The organism is Nguyenibacter sp. L1, assembly GCF_035199985.1.
In the GTDB taxonomy this organism is placed as follows: Bacteria; Pseudomonadota; Alphaproteobacteria; order Acetobacterales; family Acetobacteraceae; genus Gluconacetobacter; species Gluconacetobacter vanlangensis.
In genome coordinates, this window is the sequence record NZ_CP127015.1 from 3136910 (window position 1) to 3157107 (window position 20198).

The following is a 20198-nucleotide window of genomic DNA, read 5'->3' on the forward strand; positions in this document are numbered from 1 at the left end:
GAGCGGGAGCGCAATCAGAACGCGGTCGAGACCGAGCCGATGACGGCGATCCCGCCGCCGACGAGGTAGAGGGGGGCGGCGCCGGCGATGGTGTGGCCGCCGACGACCACCGGGTGGGCGTTCGCGGTGACGCTCTGGATGCCGGAGAGGTAGTTTTCGGCACCGATATTGACGATATTCATCTGGATCTGCGGGTGGCGGGCGAAGCCGACGCTGTGGAAGCGATAGCCCAGCGTCATGTTGGCGGTTTCGTACGAGGGCATCTTCTGGTCGTTCATCAGGGTCGCGTATTGCGCGCCGATATAGTTGAAGCTGAAATTTCCGAAGACCGATCCGTTGTCGTAGGACAGGCCGATCGCTGCTGTGACCTCGGGGCTCTGCACCGCGGTCTTGCCGGCGGTGGGGAGCAGCACGCCGTTGGTGGCGAAATCATTGTCCATGGTGGCGTGCAGGTACTGGGCCGAGACATATGGGCTGACATGATGCCATGGCCGCAGCCCCAGTTCGACCTGCGCGCCGCGCGACGTCTTGCCGCCGGCCTGGATCGGTTCGGGGATCGGCAAATTGCCGATATAGACGTTCGACGTGACCTGGTTGTTGGTGATGTTGTAGTTGAACAAGGCGAGCGCGACATTGACAAGCCCGTAATGGCGATAGCCGATTTCCTCGCCGATCGCATATTCGCCGGTCATGGGCACGAAGGACGAGGTCGGTCCCGGGCGGCCGGGCGAGAAGAGCTGGCCGTAGGCCTCGACAGAGGCCGGGGCGCGATAGGCGGTCGTGGCGTCGAGATAGATCTGGTCGTGCGGGGTCAGCCGGTAGCTGGCCGAGATCTGCGGCAGCGGCTGGGCGTAGGCGCCGCCGGCATAGCGGATGGCGCCCGGCGTGCGGTTGACCATGTCGCGGAAGATCATCAGATATTTCAGGCCGGCATTGAGGACCAGCCGGCCGCCGAGCAATTTCAGCGTGTCGGAGACGTACAGCGCGTTCATCTGGTGCTGGAAATGCTGGTCGAGCGTGTTGTAGCGCACGCCGTTCGCCATCCGGATGGGATAGGCGCCTTCGTGGTTGGCCATGCCGCCCTGGGCGTCGACGCCTTCGTACCAGATCTGTTCCAGGAGATCGACATAATTGTAGGAATAGCCGGCCTGAAAAATGTTGTTCCCCTTTTCCCAGGACAGGCCGCTATCCAGCACGAAGCTTTTCTGCGGCACGGGGTTGATCTGCTCGACGGTCGCCTCGCCGGGCACGCCGTTCAGGGTGAACTGGGCGGGCAGGTTCAGGTTGCCGGCCGGCTGGTTGCCGTACCAGGATCTTGTATTGTTGATGTTGGTGCCGCCGAAATAATATTCCTCGTAATCGGCGAAGGATGGGGTCAGGTGGACATGCAGCCCGTCGGCCAGCCGGGCCTTGAAGGGCAGCATCATGATGAGGGAGCGCCGGGTGTACTGGTTCAGGCCGATCCAGTTATAGTCGCCACGTGTGTAGTTTTTGTCGTAATTGTAGTTGATTCCGTAGGCGTGCCAGGCCGCCATGGTCATGGGGCGGTAATTGCCCTGCTGCCAATTGTCGTAGGACAGGATGAATGCCAGGCTGGTGTCCGGCGTCCAGTCCTTGCGGATTTCGGAATCGACGTGATATTTCCTGAAGGTGCCGGAACCGCGCCATTCGTCGTTCGTAGTCGAGGAGAAGGAGGCGAAGGCCTTGGTCCCGCTATGGCCGATTTCGCCGCTGTCCAGGCGGATGAATTCGCGTTCGAGGGATTTCGAGCCGTAGGAGAGATTCGCCATGCCGCCGAAATTGTCGGCGGCATGGCGCAGCGTGATCTTCAGCAATCCGCCCACGTCGTTATAGACCGGCGAGGTGATGTCGGGCGCGCCCTGGTTGACGGTGATCGCGGCGATATTGTCGGTATCGACCGCCGCCTGGACATAGGGCGTATAATTGATCGAATCCGCGATCGGCATGTCTTCATAGGTGAAGCCGATTTCGGTCTGCATCAGGCCGCGCATCGACATGGCCGTCGTCGACTGGCCCAGCGGGTCGGTGCTGGCGGCGACCACGCCGGGCAGGTTGGCGATCATCGCGATCGCGTTGGTGGTCGGCGATTGCTTGGCGATGAAGTCGCGGGTGATCGTGCTGCGGCTTTTCGCGACGGTCTGCGGCGCCATCAGGCCGCCGCCGGGCGTGGTGTTGGTGACGCCGTTGGCGGTGGCCATGCCGCCGGTCACGGTGATGTCCTCGGAGGCGGCGGGCGGGCGGGCGGCGGCGTGTCGATCCGCGGGCCTGGCCTTCTTGCGCTGCGTGGCGGCGGGTGTCGCCGCGTGGCCGGGGCGGAGCGGCACGGCCGCGCCCAGAACGATGGCGGCCGAGGCCAGCAGCAGCAGGGCGCGCGGGCTTCGTCGGAGAGGCGGCGCGCCGGCGGGCAGGGGGCGGGCCGGTTGCCCCGCGGACGACATTGTCCGGTCTTGGTCTGTCATCGGTTGGTTCCTCCGGCCAAGTCTCGCGCGGGCCGTGATCGTTCACTATGATGCGATTTGGAAATGATATGGTCCGTGTCCGGGGTCGTTCGGACGTGGCTGTCAGTCGACCGGCGGATGGTCCACGCCGCTGCCCGCGGTCTGGGGCGGCAGGACGGGCAGGATCAGTGCCGAGCGGTGGGCCGCGTCGTGCCAGATCGTCTGCGTGGCCTTGACGATGGCGGCGGAGTGTCCGAACGGTGCCCCGGTATTCGGGTTGGGGGCGAATTGCGGGAAGTCGCTGGAGGAGATTTCAAGCCTGATCCGATGGCCGGGCAGGAACAGGTTGCTGGTCGGCCAGACCTTGATCCGGTATTCGTAGATCTGGTTCGGCGTGATCGGCGTGGGGTCGGTCAGCGACGCGCGGTAGCGGGCGACGACGATGCCGTTATTGAGGTTGATCGCGCTGCCGTCGGGATGGACGTCGACCAGCTTGGCGGTGAAATCCGTATCCCTGGCCGTGGTGGCGGCATAGAGGATGACGGTGATCGGTCCCGTGACGTTCAGCGGCGCGGTCAGGACATTGCTGGTATAGACCAGGATGTCCGGGCGCTGTTCGATGGCCGATTGATCGAACTGGCCCTGCGGGCCGGAATTCCACGCGCAGCAGGAATGGCCGCCGATGCTGGGAACCGGATTGGCCGGATCATAGACGAAATGATCGCTGGGCGCGGTCAGCCTGGCCGGGTCGACCGTGCCGTGGGGCGGCGCGGCGGGGGCAGGGGCCGTGCTGCCCGGCGGGGTCGTCGTCAGCGCGCCGTCGCCCATGACCGAGGATGCGTCCCGCGCGCTGCCCAGATACCATGTCTGGTAGGTCGTGCCGGCCACCGGCCAGCGATCGGCGACATGCCAGCGATTTTCACCCATGGTGAAGTAGTCGATGCGCGGGCCGGTCTGCACGCCGTCATCCTTGCCCTTGAGGAAATGGTCGAACCAGGCGAGCATCAATTCATTGACCGGACTGTCGGAGACGGGGCCGATCGCCTTCAGGCGCGGGCTGACCAGGCTGTCGGGCCGGCCCCAACCCAGATGTTCCCATGGGCCGAGGATGATGCGCTGGTTGCGCCGCGCCGCGGGGGTGCGGCCCTGGGTGCGCATGCCATTGAAATTTTCCAGCGCGCCGGTCAGGAACGAATCATACCAGCCGTCGAAGGCCAGGACCGGCACCTGCACATTCGGATAGCGCGAACGGATTTCGAACGCTTTCCAATAGCCGTCGCGCGACGGGTGACGGATGGCGTCGTAGAAATAGGGCGCGACCTTGGGGTCGCCGGGGCGCAGGGGCGGAAAGGACAGATAGGGGGTGTCGCGCAGCCAGGCCGCCGGATTCATGCCGTCGGCCCGCAATTCGGCCGCCAGCGCGGCATCGCCGCGGTTGGCGGCGGCGCTGGAGGCGATCGTCTCCATCATCCATGGTGCGATGAAGGCCAGGCGGAATGCCCCGTCCTCATATGTCCAGCCGTCATAGTAATCCGAGCCCGTATTGGACGGGACGATGGTCTTCAGCGACGGCGGCGATGCGGTGGCGGCCAGCCATTGCGTCGCCCCGACATAGGACGAGCCGTACATCCCGACCTTGCCGTCGGCCCCGGGCAGGCGGGCGGCCCATTCGACCGTGTCATAGCCGTCATCGCGGTCATAGCGATATTCGTAGAACGTGCCGCCGGATTTTCCCTGGCCGCGAATGTCCTGCACCACCACCAGATAGCAGTGCGAGGCGAACCAGTCCGGCGTTTGGAAGCGCGACGGCTGGACCTGCGCGGCGTCCTTGCCATACTGGGTGCGCATCAGGATGACCGGGACCGGCGCCGTGCTGTCCGGGCGATAGATGTCGGCGCGCAGGATGGTGCCGTCGCGCATTTTCGCCGGGACGTCGGCCTGTTTCGTGACATGGCAGGAACCGCGCCCCGCGGTGGCGGGCCATGGCGCGGCCAGGGGATGGCCGGGCAGGGCCTGCAATGCGGTCGCGAGCGCCGTGCCATGGAGCAGCACGCGCAGCCATCCCGATCGGGTCTTCGACAATTCTACGGTCCTTGACATCTCTCTCACTCGGTCATGTCGGCGTTCGTGGTGCGTCACATGCGCATACGGCGGGTTTATTTTAATTATTGATATATGTTATTAACATATACTTGGTCAGATTGGTTGGATCCTGGAGGTGCCTTCTGATGAAGTATCCTGATATCGAAACGTAATGGAGCGGGGCGCATGTTCGTCGTCTTGGCCCGGTGATCCGGACCATGCAAAATCTCCTAATGAATAAAAGTCTTTTTGCTTCTTTTTCTTCAGAAAAAGAAGATGCTCTCAGTGCCCGGCCGCCTCGAGGTGTATTAATGTCCCCTGCACGAAGCTTATGCATGAACGTTGCGTGGTCAAATTATAATTTCTCGTCTATGATATTGATCTAATGAATAACAGGCGCATCGATCTCAATCTGGCGACGATCTTCCTGGCCTTGTGGTATGAGCGCAGCGTCAGCGGCGCGGCCGTGCGGCTGGCCCTGACGCAGCCGGCGGTCAGCAATGCGCTGAAGCGGCTGCGCACCGCCTGCGGGGATGAATTGTTCGTCCGCACGCGCGGCGGCATGCGGCCGACGGTGCGGGCAACGATGATGGCGCCTCAACTGGAGCGCGATGTCGAACAGATCCGTCTGGCGCTGGGCGGCAGCCGGGATTTCGTGCCGGAGACGGCGACGCGGCAATTCGTCGTCGGCATGACCGCGGGCCTGGACCTGGCGGCCGGACCGGTGCTGAGCGCGATGCTCTGGCGGGCTGCGCCGCTGACGATGACGCGGTTCCGGGCGCCGGAGACGCGGCAGGCCGCCGACCTGCTGGAGCGGCGGGACATCGAGCTGGCGGCGACCATTCGCGGCCTGCCGGACCATCGTTGCGCCGAAATGACGGCGGGGCGTTATCATTTCGTCTGCCTGTACGATCCTGCCGGATGCGGCCTGGGGCCGGTCATCGGGCGGGAGGAATTTCTGGACGTGCCGCATATCCTGACGGAGGCCGCCACGCGCGGCACGATCGTCGAGACGATGTTGCGCCAGGAGGGGCTGCGCCGGCGGGTCCGGGTCGTCGTCAGCAATTTCGGCGCGTTGCCGGCGTTTCTGCTGGGTCAGTACGCGCTGGCGGTGGTGCCGCATTATGTCGGCTATGCCCTGGCCCGGCAGTCCGGGCTGCATGTCAGCCCGCTGCCGGTGCCGATCACCGGCGGCGAAGTGCATATCCTGATGCGGCTCGACGGGCTGGCGGATGCCGGGCTGATCTGGCTGCGCCTGCAACTGGCCGAGGCGTTGCGCATGGCCCTGGCGGATGGCCGATAGGGGAGATCGTCATGCGGCACGGGAGGCTGGCGAGGGGTCGAGGCGCCCTTTTTGGAATCACGCGCGCAATAGCTCCGCCAGGCGGGTGAAATCCGCCCCCCTCGGGTCGGTCGTGCGCCAGGCCAGGCCGATCCGGCGTCCGGCCCGGGGGTCGGTCAGCGGGCGGCTGCAGGTCAGGGCGCCGTCGCCCGTGCGGTCCTGGATCCGGTCCTGGATCGCCAGGGCGGGCATCAGGGCGATGCCCTCGCCGGCCGCGACCATATGACGCAGCATTTCCAGGCTGGGGGCGACGCGCGGGTTCGCCGCCCGCTGCGATTCGGCCGGCACGTGGCAGAGCGAGACGGTTTGCGCGCGCAGGCAATGCCCGTCTTCCAGCAGCAGCAGGTCCGGCCGGGCCAGGTCGGTGACGGAGAGTGCGGGTTGGGCCGCCAGCGGGTGGTCGGCGGGCAGCAGGGCGTGGAACGGTTCGAAGAACAGGGGTTCGGCCACCAGGCCGGGCTGGTCGACGGGCAGGGCGATCAGGGCGGCGTCCAGCGTGTAGTCGGCCAGCGCGGCCAGGAGGGGCTCGGTGCGTTCCTCGGTCAGGCGCAGCGACAGGGCGGGCAGGCGGGCGCGCAGCAATTGCAGCAGGCCCGGGATGTAATAGGGGCCGAGGGTGGGGATGACCCCCAGCGCCAGCCTGCCGTCCAGCGGGGTCGTGTGGGTGCGTGCCAGTTCCAGTACGGCGCGGCTTTCGCGGACGACGCGCCCGATCTGGGCCAGCAGGGGGGTGCCCTGCGGCGTCGGGCGGGCGCCGCCGCGCCCGCGCTCGAACAATGCGCAGCCCAGCAGGGCCTCCAGCTTGCGGATCTGTTCGCTCAGCGCCGGCTGGCTGACGCCGCAGCGTTCGGCGGCCCGGCCGAAATGGCCGGTTTCGGCGACGGTCAGCGCATATTCGCAATCGCGCAGGGAGAGGCCGGACAGGGAGGTGGTCTGCATGCCTTGCTCTATATCATAAGTATTTCCTATCGTGATGATATGGAGAATCGATTTTCGTTATTGAATGGCGTCCCTTAGCGTGCCGGTGACGCCATTGTGAGCGCAAGGGAAGAGCGAGAATGTCCGACATATCCCACAGGCCGGTACTGACCACCACGGCGGGTTCGCCGGTGCCCGACAACCAGAACAGCCGGAGTGCCGGCCCGCGCGGGCCGCTGCTGCTGGAAAACTATCAGTTGCTGGAGAAGCTGGCGCACCAGAACCGCGAGCGGATTCCCGAGCGCGTGGTCCATGCCAAGGGTTCGGGCGCCTACGGCACCTTCACGGTGACGCGGGACATCAGCCGCTATTCCCGTGCCCGCCTGTTTTCAGAAATCGGCAAGCAGACCGAGGTGCTGGCCCGTTTCTCGACCGTGGCGGGCGAGCGCGGCGCGGCCGATGCCGAGCGGGACGTGCGCGGTTTCGCCCTGAAATTCTATACCGAGGAGGGCAACTGGGACCTGGTCGGCAATAATACGCCGGTCTTCTTCATCCGTGATCCGATGAAATTTCCCGATTTCATCCGCACGCAGAAGCGCCATCCGCGGACCAATCTGCGTTCGGCCACCGCGATGTGGGATTTCTGGTCGCTGAGCCCGGAAAGCCTGCACCAGGTTGCGATCCTGTTTTCCGACCGGGGCCTGCCGCAGGGCCATCGCTTCATGAACGGCTATGGCAGCCACACATTTTCCTTCTGGAACGATGCGGGCGAGCGGTTCTGGGTCAAGTTCCATTTCAAGACGCAGCAGGGCCATCGGTTCTGGACCAATGCGGAAGGCAATGCGGTGATCGCCCAGGATCGGGAGAGCGCGCAGCGGGACCTGTACGAGGCGATCGAGCGCGGCGAATTCCCGCGCTGGACCGTCCATGTGCAGATCATGCCGGAACTGGAGGCCGAGACGACGTCCTATAACCCGTTCGACCTGACCAAAGTCTGGCCGCACAAGGATTATCCGCTGATCGAAGTCGGGGTGCTGGAGCTGAACCGCAATCCGGCGCATTATTTCGCCGAGATCGAGCAGGCCTCGTTCTCGCCGTCGAACATCGTGCCGGGGATCGGGTTTTCGCCCGACAAGGTGCTGCAGGGCCGGCTGTTCGCCTATGCCGACGCCCATCGCTATCGCGTCGGCACGCATTACGAGGCGCTGCCGGTCAACCGGCCGCACGCGGCTTCGGTCCATACCTATCATGCCGATGGGGCGATGCGCTTCGACGCGCCGCGCGGCACCGATGCGTATTACGAGCCGAATTCCTTCGGCGGTCCGGTGGAGGACCGTTCGGCCGCCGAACCGCCATTGCGCATCAGCGGGGACGCGGCCTGGTACGACCATCGGGCGGGCAATGACGATTACAGCCAGCCGGCCGCTTTGTTCCGGATGTTCGATGCCGGCCAGCGGGCGCGCTTCTTCGCCAATATCGCCGCCGCGATGCAGGGCGTGCCGCGGGAGATCGTCGAACGGCAACTGGCCCATTTCGCCAAGGCCGATCCGGCCTGGGCCGAGGGCGTGCGGGCGGCGCTGGAGGCCGCTTCGGCCGGGGCGCCGTCATATTTGAAAGACAGCGTGGAATGAGCAGGAACACGCATCGGATGCTGATCGTCCGGGTTGCGGCTGCATCCTTGTCGGTCGCGCTGTCCGCCTGTTCCATGGCGGATGGTGCCGGGGTCTGCACCAATTGCGTCAGTGACGCGAATCCCGTCGGCAATGGAAACTTCCCCTGAAAGCCGGGGCCCGGTCCGTCGCAATGTCGGCTGAAGCGACGGATCGGGCCAGGGCCGCCGCTTTGCGCCGGCGGCCGCGTGGGGTCAGGGGCCGGGCGGCGTGCCGCCGGCCGGCCGGCCCGCGTGTTCGGTCACGGTTGTCGAGGGGGTGACGACCCGGTTGGTGACGGTGAATGAAACCGCGTCCATGGTCGTGATATCGACCTGATCCCCGACCTTGAGCGTGGCCAGCAGGTCCTGCATCGGCTTTTCCCGTACGGTCACGGTGCGGGTCATCTGTGCCGGGTCGATGACGGTGACGACATGGTGCGGCGCGTCGATCGCCAGGATTCGCACCCGTTCGCGGCGAAAGGAGATCATGGTGCCGTGGGGGTGGCGGTTGGCCAGGCCCTGGGCCGAACTGACCGTTGATTCCGGCATCGGGCTGCCGGGGGCCGCGATGTCGGCGGCGATCGTCTGGAAGAAGCGGATGCGGATCTTGTCCCCCGGCTGTACGCGGGGCAGGTGGCGGGCGCCGCGCGGGATGTGCACCGTGACCAGGCCGTCCGCCTGGTCGCGCAGCAGCACCGTGCCGGTGGCCGGATCGACCGTCTCGACCGTGCCGGTGGTGATCTGGTTGCCGGTGATGGCCGAGGCCTGGGCGCGCGCGTCGTGCGCGGCCGTCGCGGACAGGGCCGCCCCGGCCCCCGCGAGAAGCATGCCCGCGAGCCGCATGACAGGGAGGATGCGGGAAGCGCCGCGTGCTTTCCTGGGAGCCGACATGTGCATTCTCGTCCTTCCTCGTCCGGAAAATGGAACGATGTCATGTTCTTATCCTGCGGCGATCTGTCAAGGTGGCGCGCATCCTGCCGGGACAGGTCGCTCCCGGGATTCTCCCGGCAGGATCCTCCCAAGGATCCCCGTTGTGGGGATTGCGTTTGATCCGTAGTGGCGGTCCGGACGATGGAGATCCGGGCCGGCGGCCATGGTGACGGTATCATGTCCGGGAAGGGAAGGAACGGTCATGTCGGGGACGCCGGTGGAACCTGGAACGCGGATAGAAACGGACAGCCTGGGGCCGGTTGCGGTGCCCGCCGACCGGCTGTGGGGCGCGCAGACGCAGCGTTCGCTGGAATATTTCAGCATCGGGCGGGACTTGATGCCGGCCGAGATGGTCGATGCCTATGCGATCATCAAGAAAGCGTCGGCCCTTGCCAATCGCGACGGCCGGAATTTGTCCGAAGAGGCGGCGGGGCTGATCTGCCGGGCTTGCGACGAGATCCTGGCCGGACGGCACCGGGACATGTTTCCGCTGCATGTCTGGATGACCGGCAGCGGCACGCAATTCAACATGAATGTCAACGAGGTGATCGCGAACCGGTGCTGCCAGATGGCCGGCACCGCGCTGGGCAGCAAGAGCCCGGTTCATCCCAACGACCATGTCAACATGTCGCAATCCTCGAACGATACGTTTCCCAGCGCGATGCATGTCGCGGCGGCGCTGGGTGTGGTGCGGCGGCTGGAGCCCGAAGTGACGGCGTTGCGCGACGCGATCGACGCCAAGGCCCGGGCCTGGGCGGATATCGTCAAGATCGGGCGGACCCATATGCAGGATGCGACGCCGCTGACGCTGGGCCAGGAATGGTCGGGCTATGTCGGGATGCTGGATGAGGCGCTGGAGCGGCTGGGGGCGGCGCTGCCGGCCTTGTACCGGCTGGCGCTGGGCGGCACCGCGGTGGGGACCGGCATCAATGCCGCGCCGGGTTTCGCCGAGGCGGCCGCCGCGCGGATCGCGGCGCTGACGGGTCTGCCCTTCGTCACCGCGCCCAACAAATTCGCCGTCCAGGGCGCGCATGACGCGCTGGTTCAGCTTTCGGGCACGCTGCGGGGCCTGGCCGGGTCGCTGTTCAAGATCGCCAACGACATCCGCCTGCTGTCCTGCGGCCCGCGTGCCGGGTTTGCGGAATTGCGGATTCCCGAGAATGAGCCCGGTTCGTCGATCATGCCGGGCAAGGTGAATCCGACCCAGGCCGAGGCCCTGACGATGATCGCGGTGCAGGTGATGGCCAATGACGTGGCGGTGGGGTTCGGCGGCGCGGGCGGCTATCTGGAGATGAATGTCTACAAGCCGCTGATTATTCATAATATCATGCAATCGATCGGCCTGCTGCATGATGGGTGCCGGAATTTCCGGACTTTCCTGGTCGTGGGCACCGAACCCGACCGGCGGCGGATCGCCGAACATGTCGCGCGATCGCTGATGCTGGTCACCGCATTGGTGCCGGTGATCGGCTATGACAAGGCGTCCCGCGTCGCGCACCATGCGATGGCACATGATTTGAGCCTGCGGGACGCGGCGTTGCAGTTGGGATTCGTCAGCGCGGAGATGTTCGACCGGATCGTCGATCCCGCCAGGATGGTTGCCGGCGGAAGGGCCGAGAGCGGTCGGACGCCTAATGGATGATTCTTTCGAATCAGCAATAAGTGGCGGGACTTTGACTTGTGTTAAACCTCCGAGACGATCCGTCTCGTTTCCTTGACCGCGACGGCCCAGATGGCGTTCATTTCAAAGTCACTGCGTTCGTAGCGACCGCCGAAATTGCCGTCGCCCAGACGTTCTCGGACGATCTGCGGTGTAACGTCTCGCAGCCGTTCGAGCGCAATGCCGGGCTTCTGCATGTCCGGCTGGACGACGCCCGGGAGGCGCGTCCATGGGAAATTCTCCATCCAGGACGCGTGCATGGCCAGCGGATCGGTTGTCGTAACGGCCTGCCAGGTATCCGGTGCCCGCCACCAATCATGGAACACGGCCTTGCATTCGTCGAGTTTCCCGAGCCACGCGGACAGGTCGAGCCAGATCGGACTATTGCCGCCATGACCGTTCACGAACACGAACCGCCGGAATCCCTGACCGTGCAGGCTGTCGACCAGGTCTTTAAGCAGGGCGAGATAGGTCTCTGGTTTCAAGGACACCGTGCCGGGATAGGCCAGGAAGCGCGGGGTCATGCCGAACGGAAGGACAGGACAGACGGGCACTTTCAGCGGCATACAAGCTTCGATCGACACGCGTTCGGCGAGGATCGCGTCGGTGGAAAGGCTGAGATAGGCGTGCTGTTCGGTCGAGCCGAGCGGGACAACGATACGATCGTCCGTCTCCAGATAGGCTTCGACCTGCATCCAGTTCATCTCGCGTAGATTCATGAAGGTTCCTGTGATGCTCGTAATCCCTGAACCAGACGGCCGGTCAGGTCGGCGACCAGGCGCCTGACGTCGTGGGGGTTGGGCGTATGCTGATATTCGAAATGAATTGAGTCGGCGGGGAGATTCAGCCCCAGATCGTCTGCGCCGGTGGCATAGACGACGACGTCGGCATTCCGCATCAGGTCCTCGCAGTCCGATGCGTCGATCAGCACGATGGCCGGTTCTTCGATATGCGGTGCGAATTGCTGGACACCGGCTTTCATCGGCCCTGCAAACTCCGGATTGATGACAACGAGAACTACGCGGCTTCCCGGGTCGATCTGCGCCAGTTTCATCCGCGTTTCCATCGACGGGATGAAAGTGATGACTGCCACGTCCAGGTAAGGCAACAGCTGCGCGACCTCGGCGCGGCGATGAGCAAATGTAACAGCCATTTGATACAAGTCAACGCGTTGCCGCTCAGATGGATCTGTCTGCAACCGGGTGATGGTGGTGGGGAGGAACCGCACTTGTCCTTCGCCCAGCCGCTCCATCTGCCGGCAATAGGCGATCGTGGTCTGCATGAAGTTTCCCACCACCATGACTGATGGCGGCGGCGTGCCAAGGCCACTCCCCTCCATCCGAGCGCTGACCAGGCCGAGTACCTCGCTGGTGGTCAGTCCCAGGGCGCGGGCCCGGCCGACCAGAACGTCGATTGCCGACTGGATTTCCGATCTGCGCGCGCCGTCGGCCGACCATCCGGCCATCAGGTCGGCGACGAACGTCCCCGCCCCCGCTCGTCCGCGCAGTATTCCGCCGCGCTTGAGATCCGCATAGACCTGCCCCACCGTGACCGGGGAGATCCCGAGCCGTTCCGCCAGTTCCCGAACCGGGGGTAGCCGCTGGCCTGGCCTGATGATGCCGAGTCCGATTCCGTATTCGATCTGTCCCTTGATCTGCGTTCCAATGGGCAGGTCCAACGTTCTGTCGATCCGGAAGAGAGAGACGTCCAGGCGCTCGCTGGCGTCTTGCTCCGCGGTGTCCGGGTTGGCGGTGTCCTGTCGAATGAGCGCTTCCTCCCCCAATCGTCGGACCGGTTCGACGGCATTCGGGAACGGCGCGACGTACCTGGATAGAGTAAGCGGGAAAATTGAAACAGACAAGGATGCTAAAATTTGCCTATGTGGCGATTTTGTATCATTGAAGAGTAACAATTTATGTGCTTAATCCGGTGGCGGGTCGTTCCGGACAATAAATGACATTCCGATCGGCCGGTGGCCCGGCATGACGCAACGGAGATGCAGGCACGCATATGTTCATGAACAGGATGAGCCCTATCGGCGCCGCAGCCTTCCTGCTGCTGTCCTCGACCTCCATGGCGGCGGCGCCGCAGAAAACGGCGAAACATGCGCGTCCAGAACGAAGGCCGCGCGCATCGGCGGTTACAAACGAGAACATCATGGTAAACGCAGCACTGCGGGCTGCGCATAGCGCCATTACCGATGTGTCCAGAAAGGATATGGATCGTTTCGTGCCCGGTGCAAGTCCGCTCAAGATCCTCGGTAGCCTGGCGGGTGCGAATTTCGTGTCCAATGATCCGCTCGGACTCGATATTTATTCGAAATCCTTCTATGTGCGCGGTTTCAACCAGAGCCAACTCGGTGCTACGCTGGACGGCATTCCGCTGGGCGATCAATCGTACAATAAATATAACGGGCTGGACGTCAATTCGGCGATCATCCAGGACAATATCGTGCGGATGAATCTGAGCCAAGGCGGTGGGGACGTCACGCTGCCGTCGACCAGCGAGCTGGGCGGCGCGATGGAATTCTATTCCGCCGATCCGGCCGACAAGGCGGGTGGCGTGGTGTCGCAAATGTTCGGCAGCTACAACAGTTATCGTACATATGTGAAGGGCGATACCGGTACCTTCACGCCATCCGGAACGAAGGCGTACGTTTCCTACATGCGGGTCGATGCCGACAAGTGGAAGGGCTATGGCGACCAGTTCACGCAGCAGGTGAATGCCAAAATCGTTCAGCCGGTCGGCGACGATAGCAGCATCAAGGTATTTTTCAATTGGAGCGACCTGGCCCAGTACGAATACCAGGACCTGTCGCTGGAACTGCTGCACAAGGTTGGTCAGCGCCTGGATAATTACGCCCCCGACTATCATGCCGCGTATCTGGCAGCCCAGGGGGTCTATCCGGCCTCGTTCGCGGCGCTATCCGATCCGGCCGATGCTGCCTATTACAATGGTGGGCAGGTCGAGCGCGACTATCTGGGTGGGCTGACGTTCGATTTCGACATGGGGCATCATATCCGTTGGAAGACGCTTTTCTATGGGCATGGGGGGCAGGAATACTCCACCTGGGCGAATCCCTATGTTGCGTCGCCGACTGGCGCCCCGTTGTCGTTCATGGTCATCCCCGAGCAGATCCGGCGTCTGGGCTTTACCACCGAGATGACCCACACCTATGAGAACAACGTTCTGCGCACTGGCGTATGGTTCGAGAATAATTCCTATAATGTCGGCAAATATTACTATTCAGAACCCGTTCTTGGACAGGGTGCGCCGGTCGGCGCGGTCGGGCCGTTCAATATCTATGGCGGCCCGTTCGCCCAGGTTTGGGGCATGGGCTTCAACACCAACACGGTCCAGTACCACCTGACCGACACCTATCATATTCTGCCGGGCCTGGCGATCACAGGGGGTTTCAAATCGCTGGCCGTCACGACGGCCGGCGGCGCCAATGAAAACGACGTTGCCTATACCAATGTGACGCAACTGCCCAACGGCAGCGTTACGTCGTCGGCCGCATTTCTGCCGCATGTCAATATCGACTGGCATTTCCTGAAGAACCACGAACTCTATTTCGACGTGGCAGAAAACATGCGCGCCTTCACCTATGAAGGCTATCAGTCCGGCAGCGTGCCGTCGCTGTGGGGCGTGAAGAACCAGGCTGCATTCGAGGTCGCGCGCCGGACGCTGACGCCGGAGCACAATTGGACCTATGTCGTCGGATATCATTATTACGGCAAGATCGTGTCGGCGTCGGCCGATGCCTATCGCTCGAATTTTACGCATCGCCTTGGGCTCATGGCCTCGGGCTCGCTGGTCAATCCGACCTCGACCGTCGGCAATCTCGGTGGTGTGACCATGAATGGTGTGGATGCGGATGTCGTGATCCGTCCGGTCCGGCATCTCGCGATCGACAACAGCGTCAGCTACAATCATTCGACCTACGACAACAACATCACGTCGGGGGGAGTGCTCTACCATCTGCAAGGCAAGAATGTTCCCGCCTATCCCCAGTTCATGTATAAAACGAGCCTGATTTACAGCTATCGGAGGCTGTCCACCCATTTCGACGCGAGCTACATCTCGCGCCGCTATCTCAGCTATACCAACGATACGAGCGTGCCGGGTTTCTGGATGACGAATATCGGCGCGCGCTACAGTTTCGGCCAGCGGAGCGTCTTCCATGATCTGTCGGTCTCGTTCGACATCTACAACCTGCTGAACACGCCCTATATTTCGACAGTGGGCGAACAGGGCTTCCCGCTGACAGGCGATCGTCAATCCCTGCTGCCCGGTTCGCCGCGCCAGTTCTTCGGTTCGGTCAGCGCAAGGTTCTGACGCGATGAAATCCCGCCGGCGTACCTTTCTGCGGATCGCCGCCCTCGAGATCTGTGAGCGGTTCGGTTTCTACGGCCTGCAGAGCGTCTCGGTCCTATATTTCGTGCGGACCATGGGTCTGTCGGAACAGGGTGCCATTATGTTGTGGGGTGCGTTCAGCGCCCTGATGTTCGGCGTTCCCGTCCTGGGCGGCTGGCTGGGTGACAGGGTCCTGGGGGCGCGGCGGACGGTAACCGCCGCGCTGGCGCTGCTGGCGATCGGCTATACCGGCCTGGCCAGCGGCCTGGGCGGAGCGACGGGCGTGTCGCTGGTGCTGGCCGTTCTGGTCTGCGGCGGCGGCATCTTCAAGCCCAACATCACGAGCCTGCTGCGGCATGCATTCAGCGGGACCGATGACCGGCTCGATGTCGTATTCACCGTCTATTACATGTCCGTCAATATCGGGGCGACGGTCGCGACGCTGACGATCCCCTTTCTGGCCGTCAGCGTCGGCTGGCAGGCAGGTTTCGGCGTGGCCGCCGCTGTGCTGTGGGCGGGGTTCGCGGTCTCGCTTACGTTGCCGGCCACCGACCCGCGTCCGGCCGGCACGCTCGATCGCCGGCGTTGGCTGCTGTTCGCCGCCGGAATCGGCGTGGCGTTCACGCTGCTGCATTATCCGGGGCTGGCACGGACCTGCATCTGGATCGCCGCCGTCGCCATCCTGGTGATCTGGATCATGCTCTACCGGCGTTCGGCACCGGCCTTGCGTGCCGGACTGAAACTGTCCTTCGCGCTGCAGTCGGAAGCGATCCTGTTCTTCCTGTTCAACCAGCAGATCGCGACCTCGCTGACCAGTTTCGCGCGTGACCATGTTTCTGGAGCGATGCATCTGGCCGGCATGGATTGGGCGGTACAGCCCGGCCAGTTCCAGTCACTGAACAATATCTGGATCCTCGCGCTCGCGCCTTGTCTGGCCGCAATCTATCACCGCGCCGAATGCCGGGGGCGGCCGATATCGGTTCATGCGCGTTTCCTGCTGGGCTTCGTGCTGTTGACAGCCTCGTTCGTGTTGTGGCGCGCCGGGGCGCTGGCCGGAGCGCAGGGCCTCATTTCGCCCTGGTGGATGGTGGCGGGATATGCGCTGTTTTCGGCAGGCGAACTGCTGATCGCGGCGCTTGGCTTGGCTGCCATCGCCCGTTACGCGCCACCCGATGCGGTGGGGCGGATGATGGGCTGTTTTTCCGTCCTGGGTGGGTTCGCCAGCTATCTCGGCAGTTTGGTTGCCACCGACGCCGCCCGTGGACCGGAGGCTGGATCGGGCATCGTATCGGCCGCCGCATATGCGCATCTGTTCGGTAACCTGGCGGGGCTGGCGGGACTGGTCGCCCTGGCCTCGGCCATTTTCATTCCCCTCGCGCGCAGGATGGACACGCGTTGGCGCCGTTCGCGCGCGGAGTGTCCGTCCGCTGGCGACACAACCCTGGAAACCTTGTCATGACGACACCCGCCGACAATTCGCCGCCCCCCTGGCGGTGGCCCGAAAGCCGTTGGCGCGCCGCCGTCGGACGTGCCCGGGCTGGACGGTCCCTGCGCCCGGCATCCTGGCCCGGCGGGGCGCGTTGCGCCTTCGCCATGTCATTCGATGCCGATCACGACACGATCCCACTGCGCGACGGCGACGAAAGCCCGATGCGGATCAGCCAGGGCCATTACGGCAACCGGCGCGGCGTGCCGCGTATCCGGGACCTGCTGCAACGGCATGGGGTGCCCGCGACTTTCTTCTATCCCGCCGTGTCCGCCCTGCTCTATCCCGACGAGGTGCGGGGCGTCGTTGCAGACGGGCACGAAATCGGCATCCATTCGTGGATTCATGAGCGGAATACCCATCTGGATGCCGAAACCGAGCTGGACCTGACGGTCCGCGCGCGGACCGTCCTGCAGGATGTCGGCCGCCGGCCGGTCGTCGGTATCCGCACGGCGAGCTGGGATTTTTCAGTCAATACCCTGTCCATCATCCGGCAGATGGGCCTGCTGTACGACAGCAGCCTGATGGCCGACGACGATCCCTACGAACTCGTCCAGGGAGGAGAGGCCACCGGCATTGTCGAACTCCCCCCCGAATGGATTCGCGACGATGCCGTCTACTTCAATTTCGACCGGTTTTCAGCCGTGCGCCCTTATACCGCGCCGCGCGATGTGCTGGACATCTTCATGGCGGAATTCCAGGGCGCGCATGAGGAGGGCGGGCTGTTCCTGCTGACGTTGCATCCGCATATCAGCGGGCATCGCAGTCGGGTCGGTATGATCGCAGCACTGTTGGAGGTTGCCCGGGCCATGGGAGATGTCTGGTTCGCGACGCACGAACAGGTCGCGACCTGGTGTAGGGCCAACGCGCAGGAGCATACCCCATGAGCATCCTGATGCCGGCACGCCGGCCCGTCATTGCCCTGCATGGCGGTTGCGGCGTCATGTCCCGCGCCTTGCTATCCGAAGACGAATGGGCTGACGCGCGTGCCGATATCCGCAACGCCCTGGAAGCCGGATATGTGATCTTGTCGAATGGCGGGTCGGCCGTGGCGGCGGTGGAAGCCTGCGTCGTGGTCCTGGAGGATTCGCCGCATTTCAATGCCGGCCATGGCGCCGCGCTGAACGCCGCGGCGGAGCATGAACTGGATGCATCGATCATGGATGGCGCGACGGCCATTGCGGGCGCCGTCGCGGCGGCACGGGCGGTGCGCAACCCGGTGCGACTGGCTCGCCTGCTGATGACCCGGAATATTCCTATGATGCTGGCCGGTCCCGCCGCCGACGATTATGCGACCGAGCAGGGCCTGGAGACGATGCCGCAATCCTACTTTACGACGCCCCGCCGTGTACAGGCTCTGGAGGCAATGCGCGCGCACAACCGTTTGGGCACCTTTGCCAGTGAGAGCGAGAAGCATGGTACGGTCGGTGCCGTGGCGCTGGATTGCAATGGGAATCTGGCAGCCGCGACCTCGACCGGCGGCTTTACCAACAAGGCCGTCGGTCGCGTCGGGGACAGCGCCATCATCGGTGCGGGAACTTATGCGAAAAATGGTGTCTGTGCCGTTTCCTGCACCGGTCAGGGGGAATATTTTATCCGTCACGTCGTGGGGCACGAGATCGCGGCGCGCGTGCAGTATGAAGGGCGTTCCGTTGCGGACGCCGTACGCTCGGTCCTCGCGGAAGCATTTAATCCGTATGGTATCGGTGGGGGAATCATCGCTGTTGATCCTGCCGGTTCCGTAACGGCTGAGTTTAATACCGAGGGAATGTTCCGCGGCTGGATTGACGCGGCCGGAGATGTTTTTGTAGCTACCCATAAGGATGATGATTGAGTACGGCGCGACAATCAGGATGAGAATCCATTGCGCGTTGGGAAATTTTGCCGGGGGTCTGACTGCGCCGCAGAGCGCGGGCAATGGCGGGCATGCAGATCGGTAGCAGCGTAGCGCCGAACAGGAAACCGATCACGCCGAGCATGAGATGTGAGCCATGATCCAGCACCATACCGCCGATCGGGGCCCCCACGGCATAGGCGATCCGGTCGCAGCCGCCGCCCAGGGTGCCGACGCGGCCGCTGCGGTCCAGGATGGCGGCGGCGCCCAGTAGATAAGCATAGGCGATCATGACGAAGATCCAGTACATCAGGACCCCGGCGCAATAAGTGACCTCGCTCCACGACAGCGCCGTCAGCAGGCATGACAGGGCGGTACCCAGTATCCCGACGACAAGAGACAGGACGCGGCTGACCCGTCCCGCGATCACGGCACCGAACATGTTGGCCAGGAAGCCCATCACGATTCCCGCCGACGACAGCATGACGATCACATTTTGCGGGACATGGATTGCGAGACCGGTCTGATCGGCGAAGGACCAGACCATGCTGGAGCCGATCGAATAGCTGATCCACATGGCCAGCAGCGGTAGCGTTCCGGCGGCCAGGGCGGTGCGCGATTGCGCGGCGGCGACTGCCTCGACCGGATTGTCCCGCCCCAGGGCGCGCATGAAGGGTGCAAGCAGGATGGTCAGCGCGGCGATGGTCAGGAAGGGACCGAGTGGGCCGAAGGCCGATGTCGTCCAGGGAACGGCCATGATGGCGGCGACCACCACCACCAGTCCGCCGCCGCAGGCCAGAGAGTAGATTCGGTCTGGATTTCCGTCGCTCGACACGCTGGAAATGAAGGCGGCGAAGATCAGCCCGTAGCCCGCGCCCCCCATGATGGCGCATGCCCAGATCCATGGCAGCCAACCCGGTCCGAGATAGACCAGCACATGGCCGATCACGATCAGGAATGCGCCGATCATGGCTCGTGCGTTGTGGGACAGATGCCCGAGTAGCGGCGTAGCCAGAATCATGGCGACGGATAGAGAGACGATTTCGAAGAAGCCGAACCAACCGGCGTTGCTTGCGGACAGATGGAACCGTTCGATCAGGGCACTGATCTGGAACGGCATCGTCGAGGATCCGAGATGAGATATCCCTGATGCGATGGAAGCGGCGATCACCAGGCGAGTCGTGTCGTCTGGGGCCGGACGTGATTGCGCTACGCCGAGTTCCAGATGTTCGATTTCGAATTCCACGGTCGTTTCCCCTTTATGATGCAACAGGGCTTCATGTGCGTTTCCATTAAAAAAGACGAACGCGTTCTTCGATCCGGCAACAGTAAAGGACGCTCGGGACGAGATTTCATTACAATCGTATCTGATCAGATATTTCGAGAAGATAACGTAACGGTCATTCGGCTGTGGAATGGATGGTCTAACCGCAACGGTCGGGATATATTTCGGCGGCGCAGCGTATCATGCCGCGGTAAG

At 63.6% G+C, this 20198-nt stretch carries 15 protein-coding genes; 8 read left to right on the top strand and 7 right to left on the bottom strand.

Features of this window, described 5'->3' with window-relative positions:
• Window positions 1-14 precede the first annotated feature (14 nt).
• Both QN315_RS14050 and QN315_RS14055 read right to left on the bottom strand, forming a co-directional pair.
• Entirely contained in the window at window positions 15-2480 is a 2466-nt protein-coding gene (locus QN315_RS14050) for a TonB-dependent receptor domain-containing protein (RefSeq protein WP_323989903.1), read from the bottom strand.
• Window positions 2481-2582: 102 nt separating this feature from the next.
• A complete protein-coding gene (locus QN315_RS14055) occupies window positions 2583-4541 on the bottom strand; it encodes a CocE/NonD family hydrolase (protein ID WP_323989904.1) in 1959 nt (652 codons plus the stop codon).
• Between the two features lie 385 nt (window positions 4542-4926).
• Here QN315_RS14055 and QN315_RS14060 point away from each other — a divergent pair, with 385 nt between their 5' ends.
• Complete coding sequence (locus QN315_RS14060) at window positions 4927-5844, top strand: LysR family transcriptional regulator (protein WP_323989905.1); 918 nt, start codon at window positions 4927-4929, stop codon at window positions 5842-5844.
• Between the two features lie 57 nt (window positions 5845-5901).
• Here the strand turns inward: QN315_RS14060 and QN315_RS14065 are convergent, their stop codons facing one another.
• Window positions 5902-6822 carry a hydrogen peroxide-inducible genes activator gene (locus QN315_RS14065; protein WP_323989906.1) on the bottom strand — a complete coding sequence of 307 codons (921 nt, stop codon included), beginning with the start codon at window positions 6820-6822 and terminating at the stop codon, window positions 5902-5904.
• 119 nt (window positions 6823-6941) lie between these two features.
• Here QN315_RS14065 and QN315_RS14070 point away from each other — a divergent pair, with 119 nt between their 5' ends.
• Both QN315_RS14070 and QN315_RS14075 read left to right on the top strand, forming a co-directional pair.
• On the top strand, window positions 6942-8432 hold the full coding sequence (locus QN315_RS14070; protein ID WP_408904526.1) for a catalase: 1491 nt from the start codon (window positions 6942-6944) through the stop codon (window positions 8430-8432).
• The gene (locus tag QN315_RS14075; protein WP_323989907.1) at window positions 8429-8581 is read left to right on the top strand and encodes a hypothetical protein; all 153 of its coding nucleotides are present in this window, start codon (window positions 8429-8431) and stop codon (window positions 8579-8581) included. The genes QN315_RS14070 and QN315_RS14075 overlap by 4 nt, the downstream gene beginning before the upstream one ends.
• A gap of 84 nt (window positions 8582-8665) precedes the next feature.
• Here QN315_RS14075 and QN315_RS14080 read toward each other — a convergent pair whose 3' ends face one another.
• Window positions 8666-9280 carry a preprotein translocase subunit YajC gene (locus QN315_RS14080; RefSeq protein ID WP_323989908.1) on the bottom strand — a complete coding sequence of 205 codons (615 nt, stop codon included), beginning with the start codon at window positions 9278-9280 and terminating at the stop codon, window positions 8666-8668.
• Window positions 9281-9584: 304 nt separating this feature from the next.
• Here QN315_RS14080 and fumC point away from each other — a divergent pair, with 304 nt between their 5' ends.
• Window positions 9585-11024: a class II fumarate hydratase gene (gene fumC / locus QN315_RS14085; protein ID WP_323989910.1), complete on the top strand. Its 1440-nt coding sequence runs from the start codon at window positions 9585-9587 to the stop codon at window positions 11022-11024.
• Window positions 11025-11065: 41 nt separating this feature from the next.
• Here the strand turns inward: fumC and QN315_RS14090 are convergent, their stop codons facing one another.
• On the bottom strand, window positions 11066-11761 hold the full coding sequence (locus QN315_RS14090; protein ID WP_323989911.1) for a creatininase family protein: 696 nt from the start codon (window positions 11759-11761) through the stop codon (window positions 11066-11068).
• On the bottom strand, window positions 11758-12825 hold the full coding sequence (locus QN315_RS14095; RefSeq protein ID WP_323989912.1) for a GntR family transcriptional regulator: 1068 nt from the start codon (window positions 12823-12825) through the stop codon (window positions 11758-11760). The genes QN315_RS14090 and QN315_RS14095 overlap by 4 nt, the downstream gene beginning before the upstream one ends.
• Before the next feature lie 374 nt (window positions 12826-13199).
• On the opposite strand from QN315_RS14095, the gene QN315_RS14100 reads away from it, so the two are divergent.
• The 4 genes from QN315_RS14100 to QN315_RS14115 are packed head-to-tail and all read left to right on the top strand — an operon-like array spanning window position 13200 to window position 18718.
• Entirely contained in the window at window positions 13200-15380 is a 2181-nt protein-coding gene (locus QN315_RS14100; protein WP_408904527.1) for a TonB-dependent receptor domain-containing protein, read from the top strand.
• Window positions 15381-15384: 4 nt separating this feature from the next.
• Window positions 15385-16857, top strand: a complete 1473-nt coding sequence (locus QN315_RS14105) for an oligopeptide:H+ symporter (RefSeq protein WP_323989916.1) — start codon at window positions 15385-15387, stop codon at window positions 16855-16857.
• Window positions 16854-17771 (top strand): polysaccharide deacetylase, encoded by a 918-nt coding sequence (locus tag QN315_RS14110; protein ID WP_323989917.1) that lies wholly within the window; start codon window positions 16854-16856, stop codon window positions 17769-17771. Before QN315_RS14105 ends, QN315_RS14110 begins: the two co-directional genes overlap by 4 nt.
• Entirely contained in the window at window positions 17768-18718 is a 951-nt protein-coding gene (locus QN315_RS14115; protein WP_323989919.1) for an isoaspartyl peptidase/L-asparaginase, read from the top strand. The genes QN315_RS14110 and QN315_RS14115 overlap by 4 nt, the downstream gene beginning before the upstream one ends.
• Here QN315_RS14115 and QN315_RS14120 read toward each other — a convergent pair.
• Complete coding sequence (locus tag QN315_RS14120; RefSeq protein WP_323989921.1) at window positions 18696-19838, bottom strand: hypothetical protein; 1143 nt, start codon at window positions 19836-19838, stop codon at window positions 18696-18698. The two genes, QN315_RS14115 and QN315_RS14120, sit on opposite strands and share 23 nt — an antisense overlap.
• Window positions 19839-20198: the final 360 nt, after the last annotated feature.

Coding starts and splice junctions, on each gene's coding strand:
- QN315_RS14050 (WP_323989903.1), bottom strand. CDS start 2,480: ATGACAGACCAAGACCGGACAATGTCGTCCGCGGGGCAACCGGCCCGC.
- QN315_RS14060 (WP_323989905.1), top strand. CDS start 4,927: ATGAATAACAGGCGCATCGATCTCAATCTGGCGACGATCTTCCTGGCC.
- QN315_RS14065 (WP_323989906.1), bottom strand. CDS start 6,822: ATGCAGACCACCTCCCTGTCCGGCCTCTCCCTGCGCGATTGCGAATAT.
- QN315_RS14070 (WP_408904526.1), top strand. CDS start 6,942: ATGTCCGACATATCCCACAGGCCGGTACTGACCACCACGGCGGGTTCG.
- QN315_RS14075 (WP_323989907.1), top strand. CDS start 8,429: ATGAGCAGGAACACGCATCGGATGCTGATCGTCCGGGTTGCGGCTGCA.
- QN315_RS14080 (WP_323989908.1), bottom strand. CDS start 9,280: ATGCTTCTCGCGGGGGCCGGGGCGGCCCTGTCCGCGACGGCCGCGCAC.
- fumC (WP_323989910.1), top strand. CDS start 9,585: ATGTCGGGGACGCCGGTGGAACCTGGAACGCGGATAGAAACGGACAGC.
- QN315_RS14090 (WP_323989911.1), bottom strand. CDS start 11,761: ATGAATCTACGCGAGATGAACTGGATGCAGGTCGAAGCCTATCTGGAG.
- QN315_RS14100 (WP_408904527.1), top strand. CDS start 13,200: ATGGTAAACGCAGCACTGCGGGCTGCGCATAGCGCCATTACCGATGTG.
- QN315_RS14105 (WP_323989916.1), top strand. CDS start 15,385: ATGAAATCCCGCCGGCGTACCTTTCTGCGGATCGCCGCCCTCGAGATC.
- QN315_RS14110 (WP_323989917.1), top strand. CDS start 16,854: ATGACGACACCCGCCGACAATTCGCCGCCCCCCTGGCGGTGGCCCGAA.
- QN315_RS14115 (WP_323989919.1), top strand. CDS start 17,768: ATGAGCATCCTGATGCCGGCACGCCGGCCCGTCATTGCCCTGCATGGC.
- QN315_RS14120 (WP_323989921.1), bottom strand. CDS start 19,838: ATGCCGTTCCAGATCAGTGCCCTGATCGAACGGTTCCATCTGTCCGCA.